This is a genomic window from Methylosinus sporium (assembly GCF_003113265.1).
Lineage (GTDB): Bacteria > Pseudomonadota > Alphaproteobacteria > Rhizobiales > Beijerinckiaceae > Methylosinus > Methylosinus sporium.
The window spans coordinates 1-21546 of record NZ_PUIV01000013.1 but is presented as its reverse complement, the minus strand read 5'-3'; the positions used below and the strand labels follow the sequence as shown (position 1 = coordinate 21546).

The 21546-nt window shown below is 66.8% G+C and carries 15 protein-coding genes; 7 read left to right on the top strand and 8 right to left on the bottom strand.

Going from position 1 to position 21546, the window contains the following annotated elements; genetic code table 11:
• The first annotated feature begins 1 nt into the window (after window position 1).
• From C5689_RS10165 to C5689_RS10145, 5 genes are all read left to right on the top strand, one after another.
• The gene (locus C5689_RS10165) at window positions 2-808 is read left to right on the top strand and encodes a cobalt-precorrin-6A reductase (RefSeq protein ID WP_108917167.1); all 807 of its coding nucleotides are present in this window, start codon (window positions 2-4) and stop codon (window positions 806-808) included.
• Window positions 805-2262, top strand: coding sequence for a cobyric acid synthase (locus C5689_RS10160; protein WP_174800255.1), 1458 nt, complete (start codon window positions 805-807; stop codon window positions 2260-2262). The genes C5689_RS10165 and C5689_RS10160 overlap by 4 nt, the downstream gene beginning before the upstream one ends.
• Window positions 2259-3287, top strand: a complete 1029-nt coding sequence (cobD, locus tag C5689_RS10155; RefSeq protein ID WP_108917166.1) for a threonine-phosphate decarboxylase CobD — start codon at window positions 2259-2261, stop codon at window positions 3285-3287. Before C5689_RS10160 ends, cobD begins: the two co-directional genes overlap by 4 nt.
• Window positions 3277-3978 carry a 5,6-dimethylbenzimidazole synthase gene (bluB, locus tag C5689_RS10150; RefSeq protein ID WP_108917165.1) on the top strand — a complete coding sequence of 234 codons (702 nt, stop codon included), beginning with the start codon at window positions 3277-3279 and terminating at the stop codon, window positions 3976-3978. Before cobD ends, bluB begins: the two co-directional genes overlap by 11 nt.
• Before the next feature lie 191 nt (window positions 3979-4169).
• Window positions 4170-4457 carry a hypothetical protein gene (locus tag C5689_RS10145; RefSeq protein ID WP_108917164.1) on the top strand — a complete coding sequence of 96 codons (288 nt, stop codon included), beginning with the start codon at window positions 4170-4172 and terminating at the stop codon, window positions 4455-4457.
• Between the two features lie 63 nt (window positions 4458-4520).
• On the opposite strand, the gene C5689_RS10140 is transcribed toward C5689_RS10145, so the two are convergent.
• From C5689_RS10140 to C5689_RS10110, 7 genes are all read right to left on the bottom strand, one after another.
• Window positions 4521-7649 carry an efflux RND transporter permease subunit gene (locus C5689_RS10140; protein ID WP_108917163.1) on the bottom strand — a complete coding sequence of 1043 codons (3129 nt, stop codon included), beginning with the start codon at window positions 7647-7649 and terminating at the stop codon, window positions 4521-4523.
• Window positions 7650-7731: 82 nt separating this feature from the next.
• Window positions 7732-10875, bottom strand: a complete 3144-nt coding sequence (locus tag C5689_RS10135; protein WP_108917162.1) for an efflux RND transporter permease subunit — start codon at window positions 10873-10875, stop codon at window positions 7732-7734.
• 9 nt (window positions 10876-10884) lie between these two features.
• Window positions 10885-12189: an efflux RND transporter periplasmic adaptor subunit gene (locus C5689_RS10130; RefSeq protein ID WP_244594661.1), complete on the bottom strand. Its 1305-nt coding sequence runs from the start codon at window positions 12187-12189 to the stop codon at window positions 10885-10887.
• Complete coding sequence (locus C5689_RS10125) at window positions 12180-13736, bottom strand: efflux transporter outer membrane subunit (protein ID WP_108917161.1); 1557 nt, start codon at window positions 13734-13736, stop codon at window positions 12180-12182. Before C5689_RS10125 ends, C5689_RS10130 begins: the two co-directional genes overlap by 10 nt.
• A gap of 199 nt (window positions 13737-13935) precedes the next feature.
• Entirely contained in the window at window positions 13936-14394 is a 459-nt protein-coding gene (locus C5689_RS10120) for a DUF2147 domain-containing protein (RefSeq protein WP_108917160.1), read from the bottom strand.
• Entirely contained in the window at window positions 14391-17072 is a 2682-nt protein-coding gene (locus C5689_RS10115; protein WP_108917159.1) for an MMPL family transporter, read from the bottom strand. The genes C5689_RS10120 and C5689_RS10115 overlap by 4 nt, the downstream gene beginning before the upstream one ends.
• 81 nt (window positions 17073-17153) lie before the next feature.
• On the bottom strand, window positions 17154-17363 hold the full coding sequence (locus C5689_RS10110; RefSeq protein WP_108917158.1) for a DUF1674 domain-containing protein: 210 nt from the start codon (window positions 17361-17363) through the stop codon (window positions 17154-17156).
• 91 nt (window positions 17364-17454) lie between these two features.
• Here C5689_RS10110 and C5689_RS10105 point away from each other — a divergent pair, with 91 nt between their 5' ends.
• Together C5689_RS10105 and C5689_RS10100 are read left to right on the top strand one after the other, a co-directional pair.
• On the top strand, window positions 17455-18855 hold the full coding sequence (locus tag C5689_RS10105; protein WP_108917157.1) for an RsmB/NOP family class I SAM-dependent RNA methyltransferase: 1401 nt from the start codon (window positions 17455-17457) through the stop codon (window positions 18853-18855).
• Between the two features lie 127 nt (window positions 18856-18982).
• Window positions 18983-20656, top strand: a complete 1674-nt coding sequence (locus C5689_RS10100) for a heparinase II/III family protein (protein WP_108917219.1) — start codon at window positions 18983-18985, stop codon at window positions 20654-20656.
• A 42-nt stretch (window positions 20657-20698) separates the two neighbouring features.
• Here C5689_RS10100 and C5689_RS10095 read toward each other — a convergent pair.
• Window positions 20699-21546, bottom strand: an 848-nt coding sequence (locus C5689_RS10095) for a DUF4145 domain-containing protein (protein WP_206605364.1), incomplete at its 5' end; no start/stop codon positions are given.

Genomic DNA, 21546 nt, shown 5'->3' with positions numbered 1-21546 from the left:
CATGCCTCAGACCAATACGCCGGCCGCGGCGCCCCTCGCTGCGCCGCGGCAAAAGGCCGAGCCGATCCGGGCGCTCATTCTGGGCGGGACGAGCGAGGCGCGCGCGCTCGCCGCCCGTCTCGCCGGCGACGCGCGCCTTGACGCAGTGGTCTCGCTGGCGGGCCGCACCAGCGCGCCGCTCGCCTCGCTGCTGCCGGTCCGCATCGGCGGCTTCGGCGGCGTCGAGGGGCTGACGCGCTATCTCGTCGAGGAGCGCATCGAGCGCGTCATCGACGCGACCCATCCATTCGCGGCGCGAATTTCCGCCAATGCGCGCACGGCCTGCGCGGCGTTGGGCCTGCCGCTGCTGGTTTTCACGCGTGCGCCTTGGAGCCCGGTGGAGGGGGATCGCTGGATCGAGGTCGCGGACAATGCCGGGGCGGTCGCGGCGCTGGGCGAGGCGCCGCGCCGCGCGTTCCTCACCATCGGCCGTCTGGGGCTCGCGGATTTTCTGTGTGCGCCGCAGCATTATTATCTGATCCGCACGATCGATCAGCCGTCGAAAGAAGATCTACCGCCACGCTACGAATTGATCCTGGAGCGTGGTCCTTTCACTGTCGAGAGCGAATTGTCCCTGATGCGCGCCGCCGAGGTCGATATCGTCGTCTCCAAGAACAGCGGCGGCCGCGAGACCTATGCGAAGATCGAGGCCGCGCGGGCGCTCGGCCTGCCGGTCGCGATGGTCACGCCGCCGCGCGGCGGCGAGGCGCGCATCGTTCATCACATAGAGGCGGCGGTCGATTTTCTCTTTTACGAGACCTCGCAATGAGCGTCGCTCTGATGTTCCAAGGCACGGGCTCCGATGTCGGCAAATCGCTCGTCGTCGCAGGCCTCGCGCGCGCGCTCACGCGGCGCGGCTATCGCGTCGCGCCTTTCAAGCCGCAGAATATGTCCAACAACGCCGCGGTGACGGCGGACGGCGCCGAGATCGGCCGCGCCCAGGCGCTGCAGGCGCGCGCCGCGCGTCTCGCCCCGACCGCCGATATGAATCCCGTGCTGCTGAAGCCGCAGGGCGCCGCCGGCGCGCAAGTCGTGCTGCGCGGAAAAATCATCGGCTCGGCGCGCGCGCGCGACTATCAGCAATGGAAGGCGGGGCTCATGTCCGCCGTGCTCGAGAGCTATGAGCGCCTGCGCGCGAGCTGCGATATCGTGCTGGTCGAAGGCGCCGGCAGCGCGGCGGAGATCAATCTGCGCGCCAATGACATCGCCAATATGGGCTTCGCCCGCCGTGTCGACGTGCCGGTCGTGCTCGTCGGCGATATAGACCGCGGCGGCGTCATCGCGCAGCTCGTCGGCTGCAAGGCCGTGCTCGATCCAGACGATGCAGCGCTGATCCGCGGCTTCATCGTCAATAAATTCCGTGGCGATCCTTCGCTCTTCGACGAAGGAATGCGCTTCATCGCCGAGCGCACCGGCTGGCGGCCGCTCGGCCTCGCGCCCTTTTTCGCCGACGCCGCGCGCCTGCCGGCGGAGGACGCTTTCGGCCTGCGCGCCGGCGCCTCGAGCGGGGAGGGCGGACTGACGATCGCCGCGCCGCTGCTGCCCAATATCGCCAATTTCGACGATCTCGATCCGCTGCGGGCGGAGCCGGGCGTGCGCTTCATTCTGGTGCGGCCGGGCGATCCGCTGCCGGCGGAGGCGCGGCTCGTGATATTGCCGGGCTCCAAGGCGACGATCGCCGATCTTTCCGCCTTTCGCGCGGCCGGCTGGCACATAGATCTCGCCGCGCATATTCGTCGCGGCGGGCGCGTTTTCGGCATTTGCGGCGGCTATCAGATGATGGGCCGCCGCATCGCCGATCCGCAGGGGCTCGAGGGGCCGCCCGGCGCGGTGGAAGGGCTCGGCCTTCTCGATATGGAAACGGTCTTCGAGACCGAGAAAGTGCTGAAGCAGGTGAGAGGCGCGACCATCGCCGAAAATATCCCCTTCTATGGCTATGAGATGCACGCCGGCCGCAGCGAGGGGCCAGATTGCGCGCGTCCGCTGCTGCGCTTCGAGGATGGGCGGCGCGACGGTGCGATTTCTGCCGATGGCCGCTGCGCCGGCGTCTATGTGCATGGCTTTTTCGCCGATGATTCTCTGCGCGCCGCCTTTCTGCGCGATCATGGCGCGAGCGCCTCCGACCTCTCCTACGAGCAGTCGATCGAGGCGACGTTGGATGGTCTCGCCGAGCATTTCGAACGTCATTTGGACGTGGACGCGCTATTGGAGCTGGCGCGATGAGCGTTTCGCCGCCGATCTTGCCGCCGATCCTGCATGGCGGCCGGCTCGATCTCGCGCGGGCGCATTTTCCGCAGGCGCCGGAGCCCTGGATCGATCTCTCGACCGGCGTCAGCCCCTATCCCTATCCCTTGCCGCCGCTCGCGCCGGAGGTTTTTACCCGCTTGCCGGATGTCGCCGCGCTCGTTGCGCTGGAGCGTATCGCGGCCGTCGCCTATCACGCCGGTCCGAAGGCGCAGGTCGTCGCGGGGGCGGGGACGCAGGCTTTCATTCAATGCCTGCCGCGCTTGCGGCCGGCGACGCGGGTCGCCGTCCTCGGCCACACCTATGCGGAGCACGCGGCCGTCTGGCGCGCCGCCGGCGCCGAGGTCTCGCGGGTGGAAACATTGGAAGAGATCGCGGCGGCCGAGGTCGGCGTCATCGTCAATCCCAATAATCCCGACGGCCGCCTCGAGCCCGCCGCGCGCCTCGCCGACACGGCCCGCCGCATGGCGGCGAAGGGCGGGCTGCTCATCGTCGACGAGGCTTTCGCCGATTTCCTTCCCGCCGAGGCCAGCCTCGCGCTGTGCGCGGGGGAGGACGGCCTCGTTCTTCTGCGGTCTTTCGGCAAGGCCTATGGGCTGCCCGGCGTGCGGCTCGGCTTCGCGCTCTGCGGCGCTCAGATCGCCGAGCGGCTGCGGGCGACGCTCGGACCCTGGAGCGTCTCCGGCCCGGCGCTGGCGATCGGCGCGGCGGCGCTCGCCGATGCGCCCTGGCTCGCGGCCCGCGGCGTCGCGCTCGCGCAGGACGCCGCCCGGCTCGACGGGCTGCTCGCCGCCGCAGGCTTCGAAATCATTGGCGGAGCGTCGCTTTTTCGGCTCGTTCGCCATGCGGCGGCGGATCGATGGTTTGCCCATCTCGCCCGGCGCGGCATATTGACGCGTAGGTTCGGCGAGCGGCCGGATCGGCTCCGTTTCGGCCTGCCGGCTGCGCCCGCGGCCTGGGAACGGCTGGAGCGCGCATTGGAGAGCGGACGAAATGGTCTTTGATCCCGAGCCGTCGCTCGTCGCCAATGCGCCCTTCTCGGAGGAGGAGCGCGCCGCCGTCTATCGCGCCATCCACACCCGGCGTGACGTAAGGGACGAGTTTCTCCCAGACGATTTGTCGCAGGAGGAGGTGATGCGCCTTCTCGACGCCGCGCATCACGCGCCTTCGGTCGGCTTCATGCAGCCGTGGAACTTCCTGCTGATCCGCGATCGCGCCCTGCGAGAGGCGGTTCACGCCGCTTTCGAGCGCGCCTCCGAGGCCGAGGAGGCGCTGCTGCCGCCGGAACGGCGCGCCCATTACAGAAGCTTGAAGCTGCAAGGAATTTTGAAGGCGCCGCTGAATGTCTGCATCACTTGCGACCGCTCCCGGCAGGGCCCGACCGGGCTCGGACGCACCCAGCAGCCGGAGGCCGATCTCCTGTCCACGGCCTGTGCGGTGCAAAATCTCTGGCTGGCGGCGCGGGCGGAGGGAATCGGCGTCGGCTGGGTCAGCATATTGCGAGAGCAGGATTTACGTGAGATTCTCGACATTCCGCCGCAAATCGCGATCGTCGCCTATCTCTGCGTCGGCCGCGTCGCCAAAACCTATGCGCGACCGGAGCTCGAGATCCGGCAATGGGCGAAGCGCCTGCCGCTCGAGGAATTGATCTTCTCCGATCGATGGGGAAATCGAACAAATAATTCAATTGTTTGATGCTGTTACAAAATTGACGCGCTTTTGTGATTTTTTCGATGCTGAGAGCCGCGCTCGCCTTTTGACCTTTATCCGAAGGGTTCTATAGTGGGCGCTGGCGCAGGGCGGACGCGCCGCACAATGGAGCCAGCGGTTCCGCCTGCGGTATGTGTCTTGCTTGCCTTTAGGCCGGCAAAGGTGGGGGCGGCTTTATGAAACCAGCTGATTACGAGCTCATTTGCGACAAGTCCCGCCCGCTCTCGAATTCGACGACCCTCACTGTCGCGGAAGTGCCCGATCGGCTCGAAGATCTGCTGCATCTGCTCGGCGAGGCGATGATCGAGGGGCGCGGCAATCATGTGCGGCTGACCGAGATTCATCTGCCCATGTCGCGCTTTCCGCAGATGGATTCGAAATTCTGGCATATACCGGTCGAGGATTGCGGCGAGCATCCCGTGCTGCGGCTGTTCTTCGAGACGCAGGGCGATTTCACCCACTGATCTCGATCCTCGCGCGCCGAGCCTGTCGCCCCGCGAGTCTCCTTGGGTCAGCGACATCCGCGTTCAAGACGCGTTCGCCGCCTGCCGCTCTGTGATCGACGCCTCCCGACCCGGCGCCTCCGGGGCGCGCCGCGGCCGCCGGCTCTCCAGCTTGCTCATCAGCAGATAGATGACCGGCGTCGTATAGAGCGTCAGCAATTGGCTGAGCAGCAGCCCGCCGACGATGGCGACGCCGAGCGGACGGCGCATTTCCGCGCCGATCCCGCCGGCGAAGGCGAGCGGCAGAGCGCCGAGCATGGCGGCGATCGTCGTCATCAATATCGGCCGGAAACGCTCCACCGCCGCCTCCAGAGCCGCGTCGCGCACGGAATATCCCTTGTCGCGCTCGGCGTGCAGGGCGAAGTCGACGAGCATGATGCCGTTCTTCTTGACGATGCCGATGAGCAGCAGAATGCCGATGAAGGCGATCAGCGTGAACTCCATGCCGAAGGCTTCGAGCGCCAGCAGCGCGCCGAGACTCGCCGAGGGCAGGGTGGAGATGATCGTCACCGGATGGGCGAGACTCTCATAGAGCACGCCGAGGATGATGTAGACGGCCAACAGCGAGGCGACGAGCAGCCACGCCATGCCCGAGGAGAGCTTGCGGAGATCCTTGGCGTCGCCGGCGAATTCCGCCTGCACGCCATTGGGGAGCTGCATTTCGTCGGTCGCCGTGAGAACGGCCTTGGTTGCGGCGTCCAGCGTATGGCCCGGCGCTATGTTGAAAGCGATCGTCGTCGCCGGCGTCACGCCCTGATGATTGACGACGAGCGGCATGGTTCCGCGCTCGATGCGGGCGACCGCGGTGAGCGGAACCTGGCCGCCGTCATTCGCCGTGACATAGAGGCTGGCGAGATCGCGCGGATCGCGCTGGCGCGACAATGGGGCCTCGACGATGACGCGATATTGGTTGCGCTGCGTATAGATGATCGAGTCCTGGCGCTGGCCGAAGGAGCTGCTGAGCGCGGCGTCTATGGCCTGAATCGGCACGCCGAGGCGCGAGGCCGCGGTGCGGTCGATGATGACGCTGGCTTTCAGCGCGCCCTGCTGGCGATCGCTGGTGACGTCGGCGAGCTCCGGCAGCTTCTGCAGCCGCGCGAGCAGCTTCGGCGTCCATTCCTCCAGCAGATCGATCGTGGAGGCGGCGATGGTGAATTGATATTGCGCCTTGCTCTGGCGTCCGCCCGACCGCAGATCCTGTGACGGCGTCATGAAAACGCCGAGCCCGGCGATCTTGGCGAATTCCTTGCGCAGCCGCGCGACGACGTCGAAGCTCGACGCCTTGCGCTCATTGGCCGGCTTCAGCGCCAGGAACAGCCGCCCCTGATTTCCCGACATCGTCAAATTGGCGGCGCCGATGAAGGAGCCGACATTGACGACGTCGGGATCGGCGGCGGCGATGGCCGCGGCCTTCTTCTGCAGCACGACCATATCGGCGAAGGAAATATCGGGAGAGGCTTCGGTCGTGCCGTTGAGCAGGCCGATATCGTCTTGCGGCAGATTGCCCTTGGGGATGGAGCCGTAGAGATGAACGGTCCAGCCGATCGTTAGCGCGATCACGAGGAGCGTCGCCCAGGGATGGTCGATGACCGGCTTCAGGCTGCGCGCATAGAGGCCGACGAGCCGCGTCAGCGCGCCCTCGACGAGCCTGTCGAGACGCGACGGCGCATCGCGCCGGGGCGAGGGAAGCTGCGCGCAGATCATCGGCGTCACCGTCAGCGAGACGATGGTGGAGATGACGATGGCGAAGGTCAGCGTGAAGGCGAATTCGCGCAGCAGCCGGCCGGGAATTCCGTCCATCAGCAGCAGCGGGATGAAGACGGCGACGAGCGACAGGCTGATCGACACGACGGTGAAGCCGATCTGCTTCGCGCCGGCGAGCGCCGCCTCCATGCGCCCCATGCCGCGCTCGACATTGGTCTCTATGTTCTCGATCATGACGATGGCGTCGTCGATGACGAAGCCGACCGCAATGGTGAGCGCCATCAGCGAGAGATTGTCGATCGAGAAGCCGGCGAGCCACATGGCGGCGCAGGAGCCGACGAGCGACAATGGCACCGTCACCGCGGCGGCGAAAACCGGCGTCGCGCGGCGCAGAAAGACGTACACCACCGCCATCACGAGAGCGACGGACACGAGCAGAGTGTTTTGAATTTCCGAGACGCTGGCGCGGATCGACTGCGTGCGGTCCGAGAGAATCGAGATATCGACGCCGCTCGGCACCCATTTCTGCAGCTCGGGCAGCAGCGCCTTCACCTGATCGACCATGGCGATCACATTGGCGTCCGGCTGCCGCGTCACGATGATCAGCACCGCGGGCTTGCCGTTGAACCACCCGGCCGCGAGCCGGTTGCGCACGCTGCGGTCGACGGTGGCGATGTCGCCGAGCTTGACCACCGCGCCATTGGCGGCGGTGACGACGATGTCGCGAAACTCGCGCGGGGTCGAAAGCTGGTCGTTCGCGGCGATGGTGCGGCCGAGCTCGTCGCCGTTCAGCGCGCCGAGCGGAGACAGAACATTGGCGGAGTTGATGGCGCTCGCCACCCGATCCATGCCTATGCCCATCGTCGCCAGCCGCGCCGGGTCGATCTGCACGCGGATCGCCGGCTGCTCGGCGCCGGCGATGCGCACCTGGGCGACGCCCGGCACTTGCGAGATGCGCTGCGCGATGACCGTATCCGCGGCGTCGAAAATGGCGCTGGTGGGCAGAGTTTCGGAGGTCAGCGCCAGGACGATGGACGGCACCGTCGCCTGGCTCGCCTTGCGGAAGGTCGGCAGGATCGGCAGATCGGACGGCAGATCGGTCGCGGCCGCATTGATCGCCGCCTGCACGTCGCGCGCGGCCGAGTCGATGTTTCGATTGATGTCGAATTGCGCGACGATCTGCGTCTGCCCGAGCGAGCTCACCGAGGTGAGCTCGGTGACGCCCGAAATTCCGGCGAGGCGGCGCTCCAGCGGGGCGGCGACCGAGGCCGCCATCGTCGCCGGATCGGCGCCCGGCCGCGCAGCGACGACGCCGATCGCCGGAAAGTCGATCGCCGGCAGGCTCGCGACCGGCAGAAAGAAATAGGCGACGGCCCCGATCATGAACAGCGCCGCGGCGAGCAGGCTCGCGCCCACCGGCCGGCGGATGAAGGGCTCGGAGATGTTCATGGCGTGAGGGCTCGCGGTCCGAGGCGCGCTCTGGACCGCGAGCCTTCAGGCTCGTATCGCGGGCGATCGCTCGGACATTCCGTCATTCCGCCGCCTCCTTGCGCTCGGCGGAGGGAGCGGCGGGCGCGGCCGGCCGCGGCTGCGGCGCGGGGGCGCCATGCAGCCATTCGCGCAGCCGCGCGCGCAGCCGATCGACGGCGAGATAGATGACCGGCGTCGTATAGAGCGTCAGCATTTGCGACAGCACGAGGCCGCCGATGATCGACACGCCGAGCGGAATGCGCAACTCGCTGCCCGGCCCATGCGCCAGCGCCAGCGGCAGCGCGCCGAGCAGAGCGGCCAGCGTCGTCATCATGATCGGCCGAAAGCGTAAGCGGCAGGCGCGCACGATGGAGTCGATCGGCGCCAGTCCGTCGGTCTTCTCCGCCTCCAGCGCGAAGTCGATCATCATGATGGCGTTCTTCTTGACGATGCCCATCAGCAGCACGACGCCGATCAGCGCGACGAGCGACATGTCGAGCCCCATCGCCATCAGCGCCAGCAGCGCGCCGACGCCGGCCGAGGGCAGCGTCGTCAGCACGGTGAAGGGATGCGCATAGCTCTCGTAGAGCACGCCCAGCACCACATAGATGGCGATGGCCGCCGCCAGAATGAGCCAGGGCTGGCCGGCGAGCGATTTGCGGAATTCCGCCGCGTCGGCGCTGAACATGCCGATGATGGAGGAGGGCAGGCCGATCTCGCGTTCGGCTTTCGCGAGCGCCTCCACGGCGTCGCCGAGCGCGGCGCCGGGCGCGAGGTCGAAGCTGATCGTCGCCGCCGGAAACTGCTCCTGATGCGCGACGGCGAGCGGCGCTGTCGTCTGCTCCACCGACACGAAGGTCGAGATCGGCGTCTGCGGGCCGCCATTGGAGGGCGAGACATAGAGCTTTTCGAGCGCGGTCGGGTCGCGCTGAAATTGCGGCGCGGCCTCCAATATCACGCGATATTGGTTGGACTGGGCGTAGATGGTGGAAATCTGCCGCTGGCCGAAAGCGTCGTTCAGCGTGTCGTCGACATTTTGCGCGGTGACGCCCAGCCGGCCCATCATCTCGCGGTCGATGCGCAAAAAGGTGCGCAGGCCGCCGTTCTGCGTCTCGGCGGCGACGTTGCGGAAGGCGCCGTCGCGGCGGATCTCGTCGAGGAGCCGTTGCGACCATTCCTGCAATTCGGCCTGATCGGGCGCGGTCAGCGTATATTGATATTGCGAGCGGCTGGCGCGCGTCGTGATCTGAATGTCCTGCACCGGCTCGATATAGACGGCGGCGCCGGGGACGCGCTCGACTGCGCGCTTCAGCCGCTCGGCGATCTCGTCGGCGCTCGTGCTGCGAATGTCGCGCGGGCGCAGCGTGACCGACATATGGGCGACATTGGTGGTGGCGTTGAGCGGGCCGACGCCCAGCACCGAGGCCGTCCCCGTCGCCTCCGGCTCGGCCTCGAAGATTTTCGACACTTCGGCCTGCAGCCGCGTCATCGTCTCGAAGGAGGAATCGGGCGAGGCCTCCAGCACCACATTGAGCAGGCTCGTGTCCTGGCGCGGCAGGAAGCCTTTCGGGATGACGGCGTAGAGCGCGAAGGTGAGCGCCAGCGTGCCGAAGGTGAGCGCCAGCATCAGCCCCTGCCGGCCCAGCGCCATGGCGAGCGTCTTGGCGTAGAATTCGTCGAGCCAGGCGGAAAAGCCGCTCGCCGGCGCATGGGCGGCGTGTCCCGCGCCCGGCTTCAGCAGCTTGGCGCAGAGCATGGGCGTCAGCGTGAGCGAGATGATCGCCGAGACGACGACCTGCGCGGTGAGCGTCAGCGCGAATTCGCGGAACATGCGGCCGACGAGGCCGGTCATGAACAAGAGCGGGATGAACACGGCGATCAGCGAGACGGTGAGCGAGATCACGGTGAAAGCGATCTCGCGCGCGCCGTCCAGCGCTGCGCGATGCGGCGTCTTGCCGAGTTCTATGTTGCGGACGATGTTCTCGATCATCACAATGGCGTCGTCGACGACGAAGCCCGCGCCGATGGTGAGCGCCATCAGCGACAGATTGTCGAGCGAGAAGCCGGCCAGCGACATCAGCGCGAATGTCGCGATGATCGAGAGCGGCAGGCTGACGCCGGCGATGACCGTGGCGCGCCAGCTGCGCAGGAACAAGAGCACCACCAAGATCACCAGCGCCGTCGCCAGCGCCAGGGTGAATTCGACGTCCTCTATCGAGGCGCGGATGGTCTGCGTGCGGTCGTTGACCACTTCGAGCGACATGCCCTTGGGCAGGGCGCGCATGATGTCGGGCAGCTCCTTGTGGAGCTGATCCACCGTGCTGATGATATTCGCGCCCGGCTGCCGCTGCACGTCGAGGATGATCGCCGGCTCGCCGCGATACCAGCCGCCGACCCGCGAATTTTCGAGCCCGTCGACGACCGTCGCCACATCGCGCAGCATGATCGGCGCGCCATTGCGATAGGCGACGACGACGGTCTCGAACTGCCGCGCCGCCTGCAGCTGGTCATTGGCGTCGAGCGTGTAGGATTGATGCAGCCCGTCGAGCGAGCCCTTGGCGCCGGCGACATTGGCGGCGGCGATGGCGGCTCGCAAATCCTCCATGCTCATGCGATTGGCGGCGAGCCGGCCGAGATCGGCCTGAATGCGCACCGCCGGCCGCACGCCGCCCTCCACCGCCACATGGCCGACGCCGGGAACTTCCGAGAGGCGCGGCGCGATCAGCGTGTCGGCGACATCGCTCATCTGCCGCATATTGGCGGTCTTCGAGCGCAGGGTGAGCGTCACCACCGGCGTGTCGGCCGGATTGACCTTCGCATAGACGGGCGGATAGGGCAGGGTGCGCGGCAGCGTCGAGGCGGCGGCGTTGATCGCCGATTGCACATCCTGCGCGGCGCCGTCTATGTCGCGATCGAGATCGAATTGCAGCGTGATCTGCGACAGGCCGAACGAGCTTTGCGACGACATGGTCTGCAGCGACGGAATCTGCCCGAATTGCCGCTCGAGCGAGGCCGTCACCAGCGCCGCCATCGTGTCGGGATTGGCGCCCGGCAATTGCGTCGTGACCTGAATGGTCGGAAAATCGACCTGCGGCAGCGGCGAGATCGACAGGCGCGCATAGCCCAACAGGCCGAACAGCAGCACGGCGAAGCCGAGCAGCGAGGTCGCCACCGGCCGTTCGATGAAGGGCGTGGACACGCTCATTGCCGCATGTCACCTTCTCTGCGGCGGACCGCCGCCGGCCTCTCGATTGCGCTCCCGGCGGGGGCGCGGCGCGGCGCCCTCCGCCGCTTCGGCCCCGCGGTCGGCGGTCGGCTCCATCACCCGCACCTGCGAGCCGTCGACGAGCCGCGCGAAGCCGGTGGTCGCGACCTTCTCGCCCGGCTCGACGCCGGAGACGATGACGGCCTGCGCCTCGTCCTGCCGTCCGACGACGACCGGCCGCATCGAGACGGTCTCATCCGCGTTCAGCACATAGACGAAGGCGCCGTTGGGGCCGCGCTGAATGGCGGCGCTCGGCACGACGCGCGCGTCACGCAACAGGTCCACCGTCACGCGGACATTGACGAATTGCCCGGGCCAGAGCGAGAGCTCTTTGTTCTCGAATGTGGCTTTCACCTTCACCGTGCCCGTCGTCTGATCGATCTGATTGTCGATCACCGCCACGCGCCCCGTGTCGAGCACGCTGGAATTATCGGAGGCGAGCGCGGCCGCCTTGGCCGGAGCGCGCGATTGCGCCTTCTGCACCGCGGGCAGAGACTGTTGCGGCACGGTGAAGACCACATAGATCGGCTGGAGCTGGGTGATGACGACGATGCCGGTCTGATCCGAGCTGTGCAGGATATTGCCGACGTCGACGAGCCTTATTCCGGTGCGTCCGTCGATCGGCGAACGTATGGTGGCGTAGTCCAGCGTCGCCTTGGCGTTGTCGATCGCGCCCTGATCGGCGCGGATCTGCGCCTCGAGCTGGGTGACGAGCGACTCTTGCGTCGCATATTGCTGCTGCGAGCCGAAATTGCTCGCCGCGAGCTTCTTGTAGCGCGTCACATCGACGCGGGCGTTGGCGAGATTGGCCTCGTCTTGCGCCTTTTTGGCGACCGCCTGATCATAGGCGGCCTGATAGAGCGTCGGATCGATGAGCGCGACAATGTCGCCCTTTTTGACGTTCTGCCCCTCCTCGAAGGCGAGCTTGATCAGACGTCCGTCGACCTGCGTGCGCACCGTCACCGTGTTGAGCGCCTGCGCCGTGCCGACCGCGTCGATCGTCACCGGCACATCCGCGACGCGCGCCGGAGTCGCCGTTATGGCGATCGGTCCGTCGAAGCCACGGCGGCGCCCGTCACGCTTGCCGCCCGCCGCTGCGGCGGATTCTTTTGCGCCATCCTCGCCGGAGTGCCAGGGGCGCGCGACATAGACGCCACCCGCCGCCAGCGCGACGAGCGTCGCCAGCGCGACGAGGGACGCGGGCCGCTTCGGCGGCCAGGAGATGCGCGAGGCGAAATTCGGCTTCACGGCCACGGGCCCTTGTCCGATTCATAGGCGGCGTCTTCGGTGGCGATCTCGAGCGCGCGGGTCGTCCCCGACCAGCCGCCGCCGAGCGCCGAATAAAGGCTCGTCGCCGCCTGGAAATAGGCGAGCCTGACCTGCGCCAGCGTGTCCTCGGTCTGAAACAAGGTCGTCTCCGTCGTGGAGAGGGTGATGATGTCGATCGTGCCTTCGCGCAGCCGCGCTTCGGCGACCTCATAGGCGCGCCGCGCCGCGGCCGCCGCCTCTCCCTGCAGCTTCAACTGCCGAGACGTCTCTTGTATGGCGATGAGCGCATTTTCGACGTCGGCGAAAGCGGTCAAAATCTGTTTTTTGTAAGTCTGGGCCAGCTCGGCGAACTTGCCCTGCTGCAGTAGATATTGGCCTTGCAGATTATAGCCGTCGAAGAGCGGCTGCGTCATATTGCCGGCGATCTGCCAGGCGATCGCCTCCGGGCGGAACAGCGAGCGCAGCGCGACGCTCTGCACGCCGAAATAGCCGGTCATCTTGATCGATGGGAAGAAGGCGGCGCGCGCCTGCAGCACCGAGAATTCGGCCGATTCCAGCTTGGCCTCGGCCTCGGCTATGTCCGGACGGCGCAGCAGCAGCTCGGAGGGCAGGCCGGGCGCGACTTTCGGGAAGCCGAGCCGGGTCAGCGAGCCTCCCTTGATGACGGCGCTCTCCGGCGGGACGCCGAGCAGCACGGCGAGCGTGTTCTTCGTCTGCCGCAAGGTCTGTTCCAGCGGCGGCACGGAGGCGCGCTGCTGCGCGACGACCGAGTCCTGCTGCGAAAAGTCGAGCGCCGTCGCCGTGCCGACGTCGAGCCGGGCCTTGATGGCCTTCAGCACGGTTTCGGCGATCTTGATGTTGTTGTGGGCGATGCGCAGCCGGTCTTCCGCCGTCAGCACTTGAAAATAAGCGTTCACCACCGAGGCGATGGTGGAAATCTCGACGACGTCGCGGTCGAAGCGGCTCGCATGAGCGAGCAGCCGCGCGGCGTTGGAGGCGTCCTGATTCTTGCCCCAGAAGTCGATCTCATAGCTCGCGTCGAGCTGCATCTGCAAGAAGTTGGCGCGGCGGGTGCGCAGCGCCGTGGAGCTCGCCGCTCCGGTCGTCGTGGTGGCGCTGGTCGAGGCGCTAGTGCTCGTCGCGCTGGTGATGGTCGCGGGCGTCTGCGTGCGCCGCGCGATATTGTTCATCGTCAGCGATGGCCACAGCGGCGCGCTGTCGATTCGCGCGGTCGCGTCGGCCTGCTGGATGCGCGCCACCGCGGCGGCGATGTCGAGATTTTGCTCGAGCGCCTTTTCGACGAGGCGGGTGAGCTCGGGTGAGCGAAAGCCCAGCGACCATTCCCTGGCCGCGCGAATAGGCGCGGCCGAGCGCGCCGGACCCGCGGCCTTGAACGCGGGCGGCGTTTCGACCGTGGCGTCCGGTTTCTCCCAATCCAGCACGCAGCCGGAAAGCGCTGTGGCCGCGGCGAGCGCCGCAGCGCGACCGAAAAGCAGAGCCGGCCGTGGTCGTCGTCTGGAGAACAAAGGCAATTCCGTTCTATCCGCATCCGCGCCCGGATGGGCGCGCAGCCCTCACAACGGGCCTAGACCAATGAGCGTCGCCCTCAAAGTGGGCGCACGAATTTTCCACTTCCGATATGTCTCGGCGGAGCGAGGGAACGCCTCGTCGCCCTCCGATCTACGGCTGCGGCCCCGTTCGACCCTGCGAGCGTGGCGCTCGACGGTCAAGTTACGGATTGGTAATTCGCCGCCGCTGGGTCGGCGCCTTGTGCGAAGGCGCCGGCTCGCCGGATACTTTGGTCCAGCTTTCGCTCTGGCACAAGAAGGCGATCAGACAGCCGGTGAGAGTGAGACGAGTTGGGCTGTCCAAAGTAATAATGCCGATATAAATTTTCCCATTTTCGGGATTGAAGAGATCGCCCTTCCATCGATTGGGCTCGATCCGCGCGGCATGGCGCAGAATCAGCATGGGCTGCTGGCCGGGCGGCGGCGGCGGCAGCACGCCGCGCGCGCAGAGCTTGCCGTCGCAATCGAAGAATTCGAGTCTCTGCTGGTGGCCGTCGCGATTCCAGACGCCATAGATCGGCTCCGCCGCGCTGGCGGCGATGGGCTCCGGCGTCAACGGGGCCGCGGCGGCGGAGGACGCCGCGAGCGCGAGCAGCAGGGAGACGACGGCCGCCTTGGTCATGGCTCGGAGCCTAGCACGCCATGGGGCGGCTGCACAGGCGAGGCCGGCGCCGTATCCTCCGGGCCCCGCGCTCGCGCCTGCGCCTCCGCTTTCGCCTCTTCGAGCCGCGGCGGGCCGAGGAAGGCCGGAACGATGATGAAGGCCGCCAGCAAGGTGAAGAACAGCGAGATGGCGAGCAATGCGCCCATGCTCGCCGTGCCCGGATGGCTCGACAGCAGCAGGCTGCCGAAGGCGGTTCCGGTGGTGAGCGCGCTGAAGAAGATCGCGCGCGTCAGGCTCGAGGCGAGCATGTCGGAGACGCCCTTGCGCCAGGCGATGACGTAATAGATGTGGAAGGCGACGCCGACGCCGAACATCAGCGGCAAAGCGATGATATTGGCGAAATTGAGCGACATGCCGAGAAGATCGGCCGCCTCGAGGCTCATGATTCCGGCGAGCACCAGCGGTCCCAGAGTGAGCGCGACGTCGCTCGCCCGCCGCAGCGCGACGACGAGAACGAGAAAAATGGCGACGAAGGCGAGCGCGCCGGCCTGCAGAAAGGCGTCGACGACGGTCTTGCCGGCCTCGGCGACGATCACCGGCGGGCCGCCGGCGTCGGGCGCGAGCTTTTGCACCGCCTCGGCGAAACGCGTTATCACCTCGCGGTCATTGCTGTCGCCTTTGGGCGTCACCTCGACGCGCACGTCGCCATCGGCCGATATCCATTCCGAGCGCAGATCCGCGGGCAGCGTCTCCGGCGTGATCCGCTGGACGGCGAGCGCCTTGCGCAGCTCGCCGAAGAGGCGCTCGAGATCGGAGAGCGCGGCGATCTGCGCCTCCTTGCGGACTTCCGGCGTCGCCTTGACGAGCGCGTCGAGCGCATCGGCGAAGCGGACGAGGCCGGGCGGCGCTTTGGGCGCGGCTCCCGCCTTGCGGATCGTCTTGGCGGCGCGCGTCAGGGCCTTTTTCGTCTCCTCGTCGGTGGGCGCGGGCTTGAGCGTCGGATCGAGCACTTTGCGCAGCTGATTGGCGGCGTTTTCGAGGATCGGCAGCTTCTCGTTCTGATCGGCCGGGATGAGCTGATCGATCGTCGTCACATGATCGACCTCGGGCAGAGCAGCTATTTTTTCGGCGAGCGAGCGCGCGGCGGGTAGATTGGGCGCGAGGGCCTCGATCTTATTGGGAGCCGTTTGTGGATTTTTGGACAGATCGAGGAAGGTGGCGACCGATTCGACGCTCTGGTCGCGCAGGTTCATCGGATTGGAGTCGAATTTCAGATGCAGCAGAAAGGGCGAGCCGGCGAGCGTCACCGCCGCCGTCGCGACCAGCACCAGCGCACGATGCCGCGCGATCCAATGATCGACCACGGCGAGCGAGGCGGTCTGCACCGGCGCCGTCTCCGCTTTGGGGCCGAGGATGCGGATCAGCGCCGGCAGGAAGGTGAGCGTCGCCAGATAGGCGATGATCATGCCGAGGCCGGCGATGAGGCCGAGCTCGGCGACGCCGAGAAACTCGGTCGGCAGGAAGCAGAAGAAGCCGGCGAGCAGCGAGACGGCGGCGAGCGTCAGCGACCAGCCGATGCCGCGCGTCGCCGCCACCAGCGCTTGCGGCAGATCGTCGATGCTGTGCCGCTCCTCGCGATAGCGCGTGGCGAATTGAATGCCGAAATCGACGCCGAGGCCGATGAACAGCACGGCGAAGGCGACCGAGATGAGATTGAAGCGGCCGATCAGCGCTATGCCGAGGCCCGACGTCATGGCGAGGCCGGCGATGATCGTCAGCAGCACCGCGAAGATGAGCCGCTTGGAGCGCAGGGCCGCCCACAGAATGAGCGCGACGACGGCGAGCGTGGCGGAGACGTTCAGCCCCGTATTCTCGGCGACGGTCGCGAATTCTTCATCGGCCAGAGGCACTTGGCCGGTGAGTTTGACGGTCACGCCCGCGGCCGGAACGAGACCGAGCGCTTTGGCCGTGTCGCGGATGGTTTGAATGGCCTCACGGCCGGGCTCCAGCGCCGAGTAATCGATGATCGGCTTGATGAGCACGATACGGCGCGGCTCGGCGCTCGGGCCGACCGAAGGCGCCTCCGGCTCGCGGCCGCCGGCGAGCAGCTTCTCCCAGGAGACCTTGGCGGGCTCGCCGGCCAGCACGGCGTCGAAAGCGTCGGTGAAATTGTCGAGGCCTTTGGCGAAAGCGGCGAGGCCGCGCTCGCTCGTTCCCACCTGCTTCAAACCGAATAGCAGAGAGTCCGACAGGCCGCGCAGGCTCGGATCCTCGGCCAGCGGCTGCAGGAAGTCGCGCTGCGCGACGAGGGAGTTCATGTCGCGGCGGATCTCCTCGACGCCGAGGAACAAAATGCCGTTGTCGCGGAAATATTTATTGTCGTCCGGCCGCCAGACGCGGGACATGAGCGGCTTGCCGGTCAACGCGTCGCGCAGCGCATCGGCGCTTTTTTCCGCCTGCTCGCTGCTCTTGGCGTCGATGACCGCAACGATGATGTCGTCGATTTGCGGAAAGGCTCTGGCGAGGCGAGTCTCATTGGCGCGCCAAGGAACCTCGGGCGAGAAGAGATGCGCAGTGTCCGTGTCGATGGCGAAACGCGTGGCGGTCACATAGGCGCCGGCGACGGTGAGCGCGAGCGTCGCTATGACGACCGTCCAGGGCCTGCGCAAACACCAGGCCACGAGTTTTTCCAACATCAAAGGTCCTCGAATTGTTCGATGCGCCGTGGGCGGCGCCGGTCGCGCGCGCCGTTTCGAGCGGAGGCTCGGGCGCAGAGTTCAGAAGTCGCTGGCTATGCCTTTGCTCTCCCAGTCGCCATAGCGCGCCGGATCGAGCCCGCCGCGGCCGCCGAGCTCGCGCGCCGCCGGCGGCGTTTCGCGGGCCGCGCGCGCGCGGCGCTCCTCCGCCTCCGCGAGCGCGCGCAAAGCTTCCGGCGGCGAGGGCCGTGGGGTCGCGGAAGCGTCCCGAGATTTCTCCGCTTCGGTCATTCATCCTCCGTGGCGCCCGTTTCGCGGCGCTCGCCTCGGGTCAGCTCCGCATGTGATATAAACGACGATTCGATCCGCGTCGAAGGTGAGTATGCGCGACCATAAACCATTCTCCGCCAAGTCCAAGGCGCGCGCCGGCTTCCTTCCCGCAGACGCGGCCAGGGAGGCCGAGGCCGCGCAGGTTCCGGGACTGCAGGCGCGCATCGCCGCGGCCAATGTGATCGCCGACGTCGCGCAAGGCGGCCATCTGCTCGACGAACGTTTTTCTCCGCAGGCGGTTCCGTTCCGGCTCGCGGGAATGGAGTCGCGCGACGTCGCGCTGGCCCGCTCCATCGCCTATGTCGGCGTGCGCCGTCTCGGCGCCATCCGTCATGCGCTCGCGCTTCTGCTGGAGAAGGGTCTGCCCAAGCAGGCGGCGCGGCTGGAATGGCCGCTCGTCGCCGCCGCCGCGCAAATTCTCTTTCTCGAAGTTCCCGATCACGCCGCCGTCGATCTCGCCGTGCGCGCGGTCCGGCTCGAGCCGAAGACAGCGCCCTTCGCCGGCCTCGTGAACGGCGTGCTGCGCAATCTCATTCGCCGCCGCGAGGAGTTTCTCGCCGCCGATCCGCTCGATCTCGACACGCCCGCCTGGCTCGCGCAGCGCTGGACCAAATCCTACGGCGAGGCGCAGGCGCGCGCCATAGCGGCGATCCATATGCAGGAGCCGCCGATCGACCTCTCGGTGAAATCGGACGCCGAAGGCTGGGCGCGGCGTCTCGACGGAGTCGCGCTGCCGACGGGCTCGGTGCGGCTGCGCACGCGCACCCCGATCGTCGAGCTCGAGGGCTTCGCGCAGGGCGAATGGTGGGTGCAGGACGCCGCCGCCGCTCTGCCGGCGCGCCTTCTCGCCGTTCAGCCGGAGGAGCGCGTGCTCGACATGTGCGCGGCGCCCGGCGGCAAGACCGCGCAGCTCGCTCTCGCCCGCGCGCAAGTGACGGCGCTCGATCGTTCCGCCGAGCGGCTGAAGCTGCTCGCCGCCAATCTCCAGAGATTGGGGCTGCACGCCGATATCGCCGTCGGCGACGCCGCGACCTATTCCGCCGCGCGTCCTTTCGACGCCATTCTGCTCGACGCGCCCTGTTCCGCGACGGGGACGATCCGCCGTCATCCCGACGTGCCCTGGATCAAAAAGCCCGGCGATCTCGATTCCCTCGTCGCCCTGCAATCGCGCATATTGGAGCGCGTCGCCGGTCTGCTGCGGCCGGAGGGGCGCCTCGTCTATTGCACCTGCTCGCTGGAGCCGGAGGAGGGCGAGGTGCAGATCGCGGGCTTCCTGCGCCGCCATCCCGAGATGCGCCGCGCGCCGATCGACGCTTCCGCCGATGGCGTTCCGGCGGAATTCGTCACGCCGGAGGGCGATTTGCGCACGCTGCCCTCCTATTGGCCGAACGAGGACAAGCGCCTTGCCGGACTCGATGGTTTCTTCGCCGCGCGGCTCGTGCGGCGCGGCTGAGCGCGAGACGAGCGCGTACCGCGCTTTCCTCGCCCTGCGTTCTGTGTCATCCCAAGCGTGATTCGCTTTGCTCCGCGCCCCGGAGCGCGAGGAGGACGCTCTGCGCGAAACGGCTCCAGGCTCTGGAATGCGATTGGCGAAAGCCGCTGCGCGCGGCGTCGCCTCTTTCGCACGCGCGGTGCGCGGGCCTTATCTGGTCGTGCAGGCCATGGGCGTGCGCCCGCCGGAGCGCCTCTATGTCGCGCCGCAGGATATTCGCACCGCCGATCCGACCGTCGCCGATGAAATCTACGCCGGCTATTTCTCCTTCGACGGCAAAGTGGTCGAGGCCAATGGCCGCTCGCCCTTCTCCATCGCGCCCCCCTCCATGGCGTGGCGGCGCTCGCTCGTCGGTTTCTCCTGGCTACGCCATTTGCGCGCCGCCGATCGCGCCTTGGCGCGCGCCAACGCCCGCGCGCTGGTCGACGATTTTTTGCGCACGCGCGCCGATTTCATCGACGATCCCGCGCAAGAGCCCAGCGTCGTCGCGCGCCGCACCCTGTCATGGCTCGCGCAATCGCCGATTCTGCTCGACGGCGCCGATCCGGATTTCTACGAGCGTTTCATGCGCGCATTGGCGCGCAACATTCGTGTCCTCTTACGCGCCATGGGCTCGGAGCGGCGCGCATCGGATCGCCTGCTCTGCGCCACAGCGCTCGCGGCTTTCGGCGTCTGCGCCGACGCCGGCCGCAAATTCGAGCTGCGCGCCACCGCTCTGCTCGACGCCGAATTGCTGCGCCAAATTCTGCCGGACGGCGGCCACATCGGCCGCAACCCCGAGACGCCGGTCGAATTGCTGCTCGATCTCCTGCCTTTGCGCCAGGCCTATGCCGCGCGCGGGCGGCGCCCGCCGGAGCGGCTCACCGCTTCGATCGGCGCGATGATCGCCTTTTTGCGCGTGCTGAAACATGGCGACGGCGCGCTGGCGCTGTTCAACGGCATGGGCCGCGCGCCGCCGGATCGGCTGGCGACAATTCTCGCCCATGCCGACCTCGCCCATGCCGACGCCGGCGGCGCGCCCAGTCTCGACGCGCCCTATTCGGGCTATCGGCGGCTGCAAGCGGGTGCCACGGCGGTCATCGTCGACGCCGGTCCGCCGCCGCCGCCGCAATTCTCCCTCGCCGCTCATGCGGGCTGTCTTTCTTTCGAATATTCGATCGGGCCTGAGCGCATCATCGTCAATTGCGGCGCGCCGCCTTCCGGCTCGGAGGCGCTGCGCCGTCTCGCGCGCTCGACCGCCGCGCATTCCACGCTGATCGTCGAGGATCGCTCCAGCTGCCGTCTGGAGGCGCGGCCGGGGCGCGGCCGGCCGGAGGAGCGCATCGTCGCCGGCCCCGCGCGAGTGAAGGCGGCGCGCCGCTCCACCGATTCGAGCCATGATCTCGAGCTGTCCCATGACGGCTATGTTCGCGAGCTCGGCCTCTCGCACGAGCGCAAGCTGGCGCTGTCGCATGACGGCGCGCAGCTCTTCGGCGACGACAGGCTCGTCGCGCTGCGCCATGGCGCGCGGGCCGAGCATTTCGTTCTGCGCTTTCATCTGCATCCCGATGTGCAGGTGATGGGCGCGAATGCGCGCAAAGTTCTGCTCACGAGCGGCGGCGTCGATCTCGTCTTCGAGGCCAACGCCGATGTGAGCGTGGAAGAGAGCGTCTTCTTCGCCGCCCCGGCCGCGGCGCGAAAGAGCGCGCAGATCGTGGTGGATGGCCGCGGCGTCAGGGACGCGCATTTGCGGTGGTCGTTTTCGCGGGTGGAGGAGGGGTGAGGGGTGGTGAGGCGCGGGTTCCTCAACACTTAGAGGGCGGTTTTAACACTTAGTGGGCGGTTTTCCGGCTGCAGCCAGCTTGGCGTCTAACGCGGCCTTCTTAGCTCGCGCCATCGCGGGCCCTACATAAAAATGTTCGAAAAGTTCTTCGATTGTTTCTAGGCACCATTCTGCTTCGTGTGGCTCGACTTCGATCACTTGAAGTGTCGTTCTGTCGTCGATCGGGTGAGCGGAAAAATTTCCGAAATTCCGAATCCCATCAATCGTTGTACGCAACTTGTGAGGCAACGCCTTCTTTGGGTCTGTCTCATTCAGCAAAAGATCAATTTCTTTTGCAAGGTCTCTGTCTCTGTAATTGTGGGCGTGTAGCATGTTTTGAAGACATCGGCGTGCGAGCGCGGCGGATGCCTTGGCGCTGATCGGAAGGACATTGCATGACTCAATATAATCTTGCGCTATATCTGGCGGGACGGGTGGCGGGACGGGTCCGCGATTTGCGCCAATCGGGTGAATCTGTATCCATGAACCAACGATATCTCCATTTCCATTTTTCCTTGTAATTTGAATCGTGATTTCTTTGCACTCCGGGCATATTGCAGTGCGGTATTGGAAATAATTAAAATATTCATCTGTATAGCTGTCTTTTAGAATAATTCCTTGTCTAGCAAACGATTCTGTTCTCCAATTATCGTGGAAATATATATTACAATGAGGGCATTGCATTGACGTTCTCTCATCTAGTAGCAAATTTTTTGAGCCACTGCTGGGATGGAGCCTGAGCATATATAGTACAGACCGTGTGGAAACGCTTCGCCGTGAGCAGAAGCCGCCGTTCAGTGGCTGGCGACAGCGGGTTTTCGTGCCGCCGGTGGAAATCTCGCCCCTCGCGC

Coding starts and splice junctions, on each gene's coding strand:
- C5689_RS10165 (WP_108917167.1), top strand. CDS start 2: ATGCCTCAGACCAATACGCCGGCCGCGGCGCCCCTCGCTGCGCCGCGG.
- C5689_RS10160 (WP_174800255.1), top strand. CDS start 805: ATGAGCGTCGCTCTGATGTTCCAAGGCACGGGCTCCGATGTCGGCAAA.
- cobD (WP_108917166.1), top strand. CDS start 2,259: ATGAGCGTTTCGCCGCCGATCTTGCCGCCGATCCTGCATGGCGGCCGG.
- bluB (WP_108917165.1), top strand. CDS start 3,277: ATGGTCTTTGATCCCGAGCCGTCGCTCGTCGCCAATGCGCCCTTCTCG.
- C5689_RS10145 (WP_108917164.1), top strand. CDS start 4,170: ATGAAACCAGCTGATTACGAGCTCATTTGCGACAAGTCCCGCCCGCTC.
- C5689_RS10140 (WP_108917163.1), bottom strand. CDS start 7,649: ATGAACATCTCCGAGCCCTTCATCCGCCGGCCGGTGGGCGCGAGCCTG.
- C5689_RS10135 (WP_108917162.1), bottom strand. CDS start 10,875: ATGAGCGTGTCCACGCCCTTCATCGAACGGCCGGTGGCGACCTCGCTG.
- C5689_RS10120 (WP_108917160.1), bottom strand. CDS start 14,394: ATGACCAAGGCGGCCGTCGTCTCCCTGCTGCTCGCGCTCGCGGCGTCC.
- C5689_RS10115 (WP_108917159.1), bottom strand. CDS start 17,072: ATGTTGGAAAAACTCGTGGCCTGGTGTTTGCGCAGGCCCTGGACGGTC.
- C5689_RS10110 (WP_108917158.1), bottom strand. CDS start 17,363: ATGACCGAAGCGGAGAAATCTCGGGACGCTTCCGCGACCCCACGGCCC.
- C5689_RS10105 (WP_108917157.1), top strand. CDS start 17,455: ATGCGCGACCATAAACCATTCTCCGCCAAGTCCAAGGCGCGCGCCGGC.
- C5689_RS10100 (WP_108917219.1), top strand. CDS start 18,983: ATGCGATTGGCGAAAGCCGCTGCGCGCGGCGTCGCCTCTTTCGCACGC.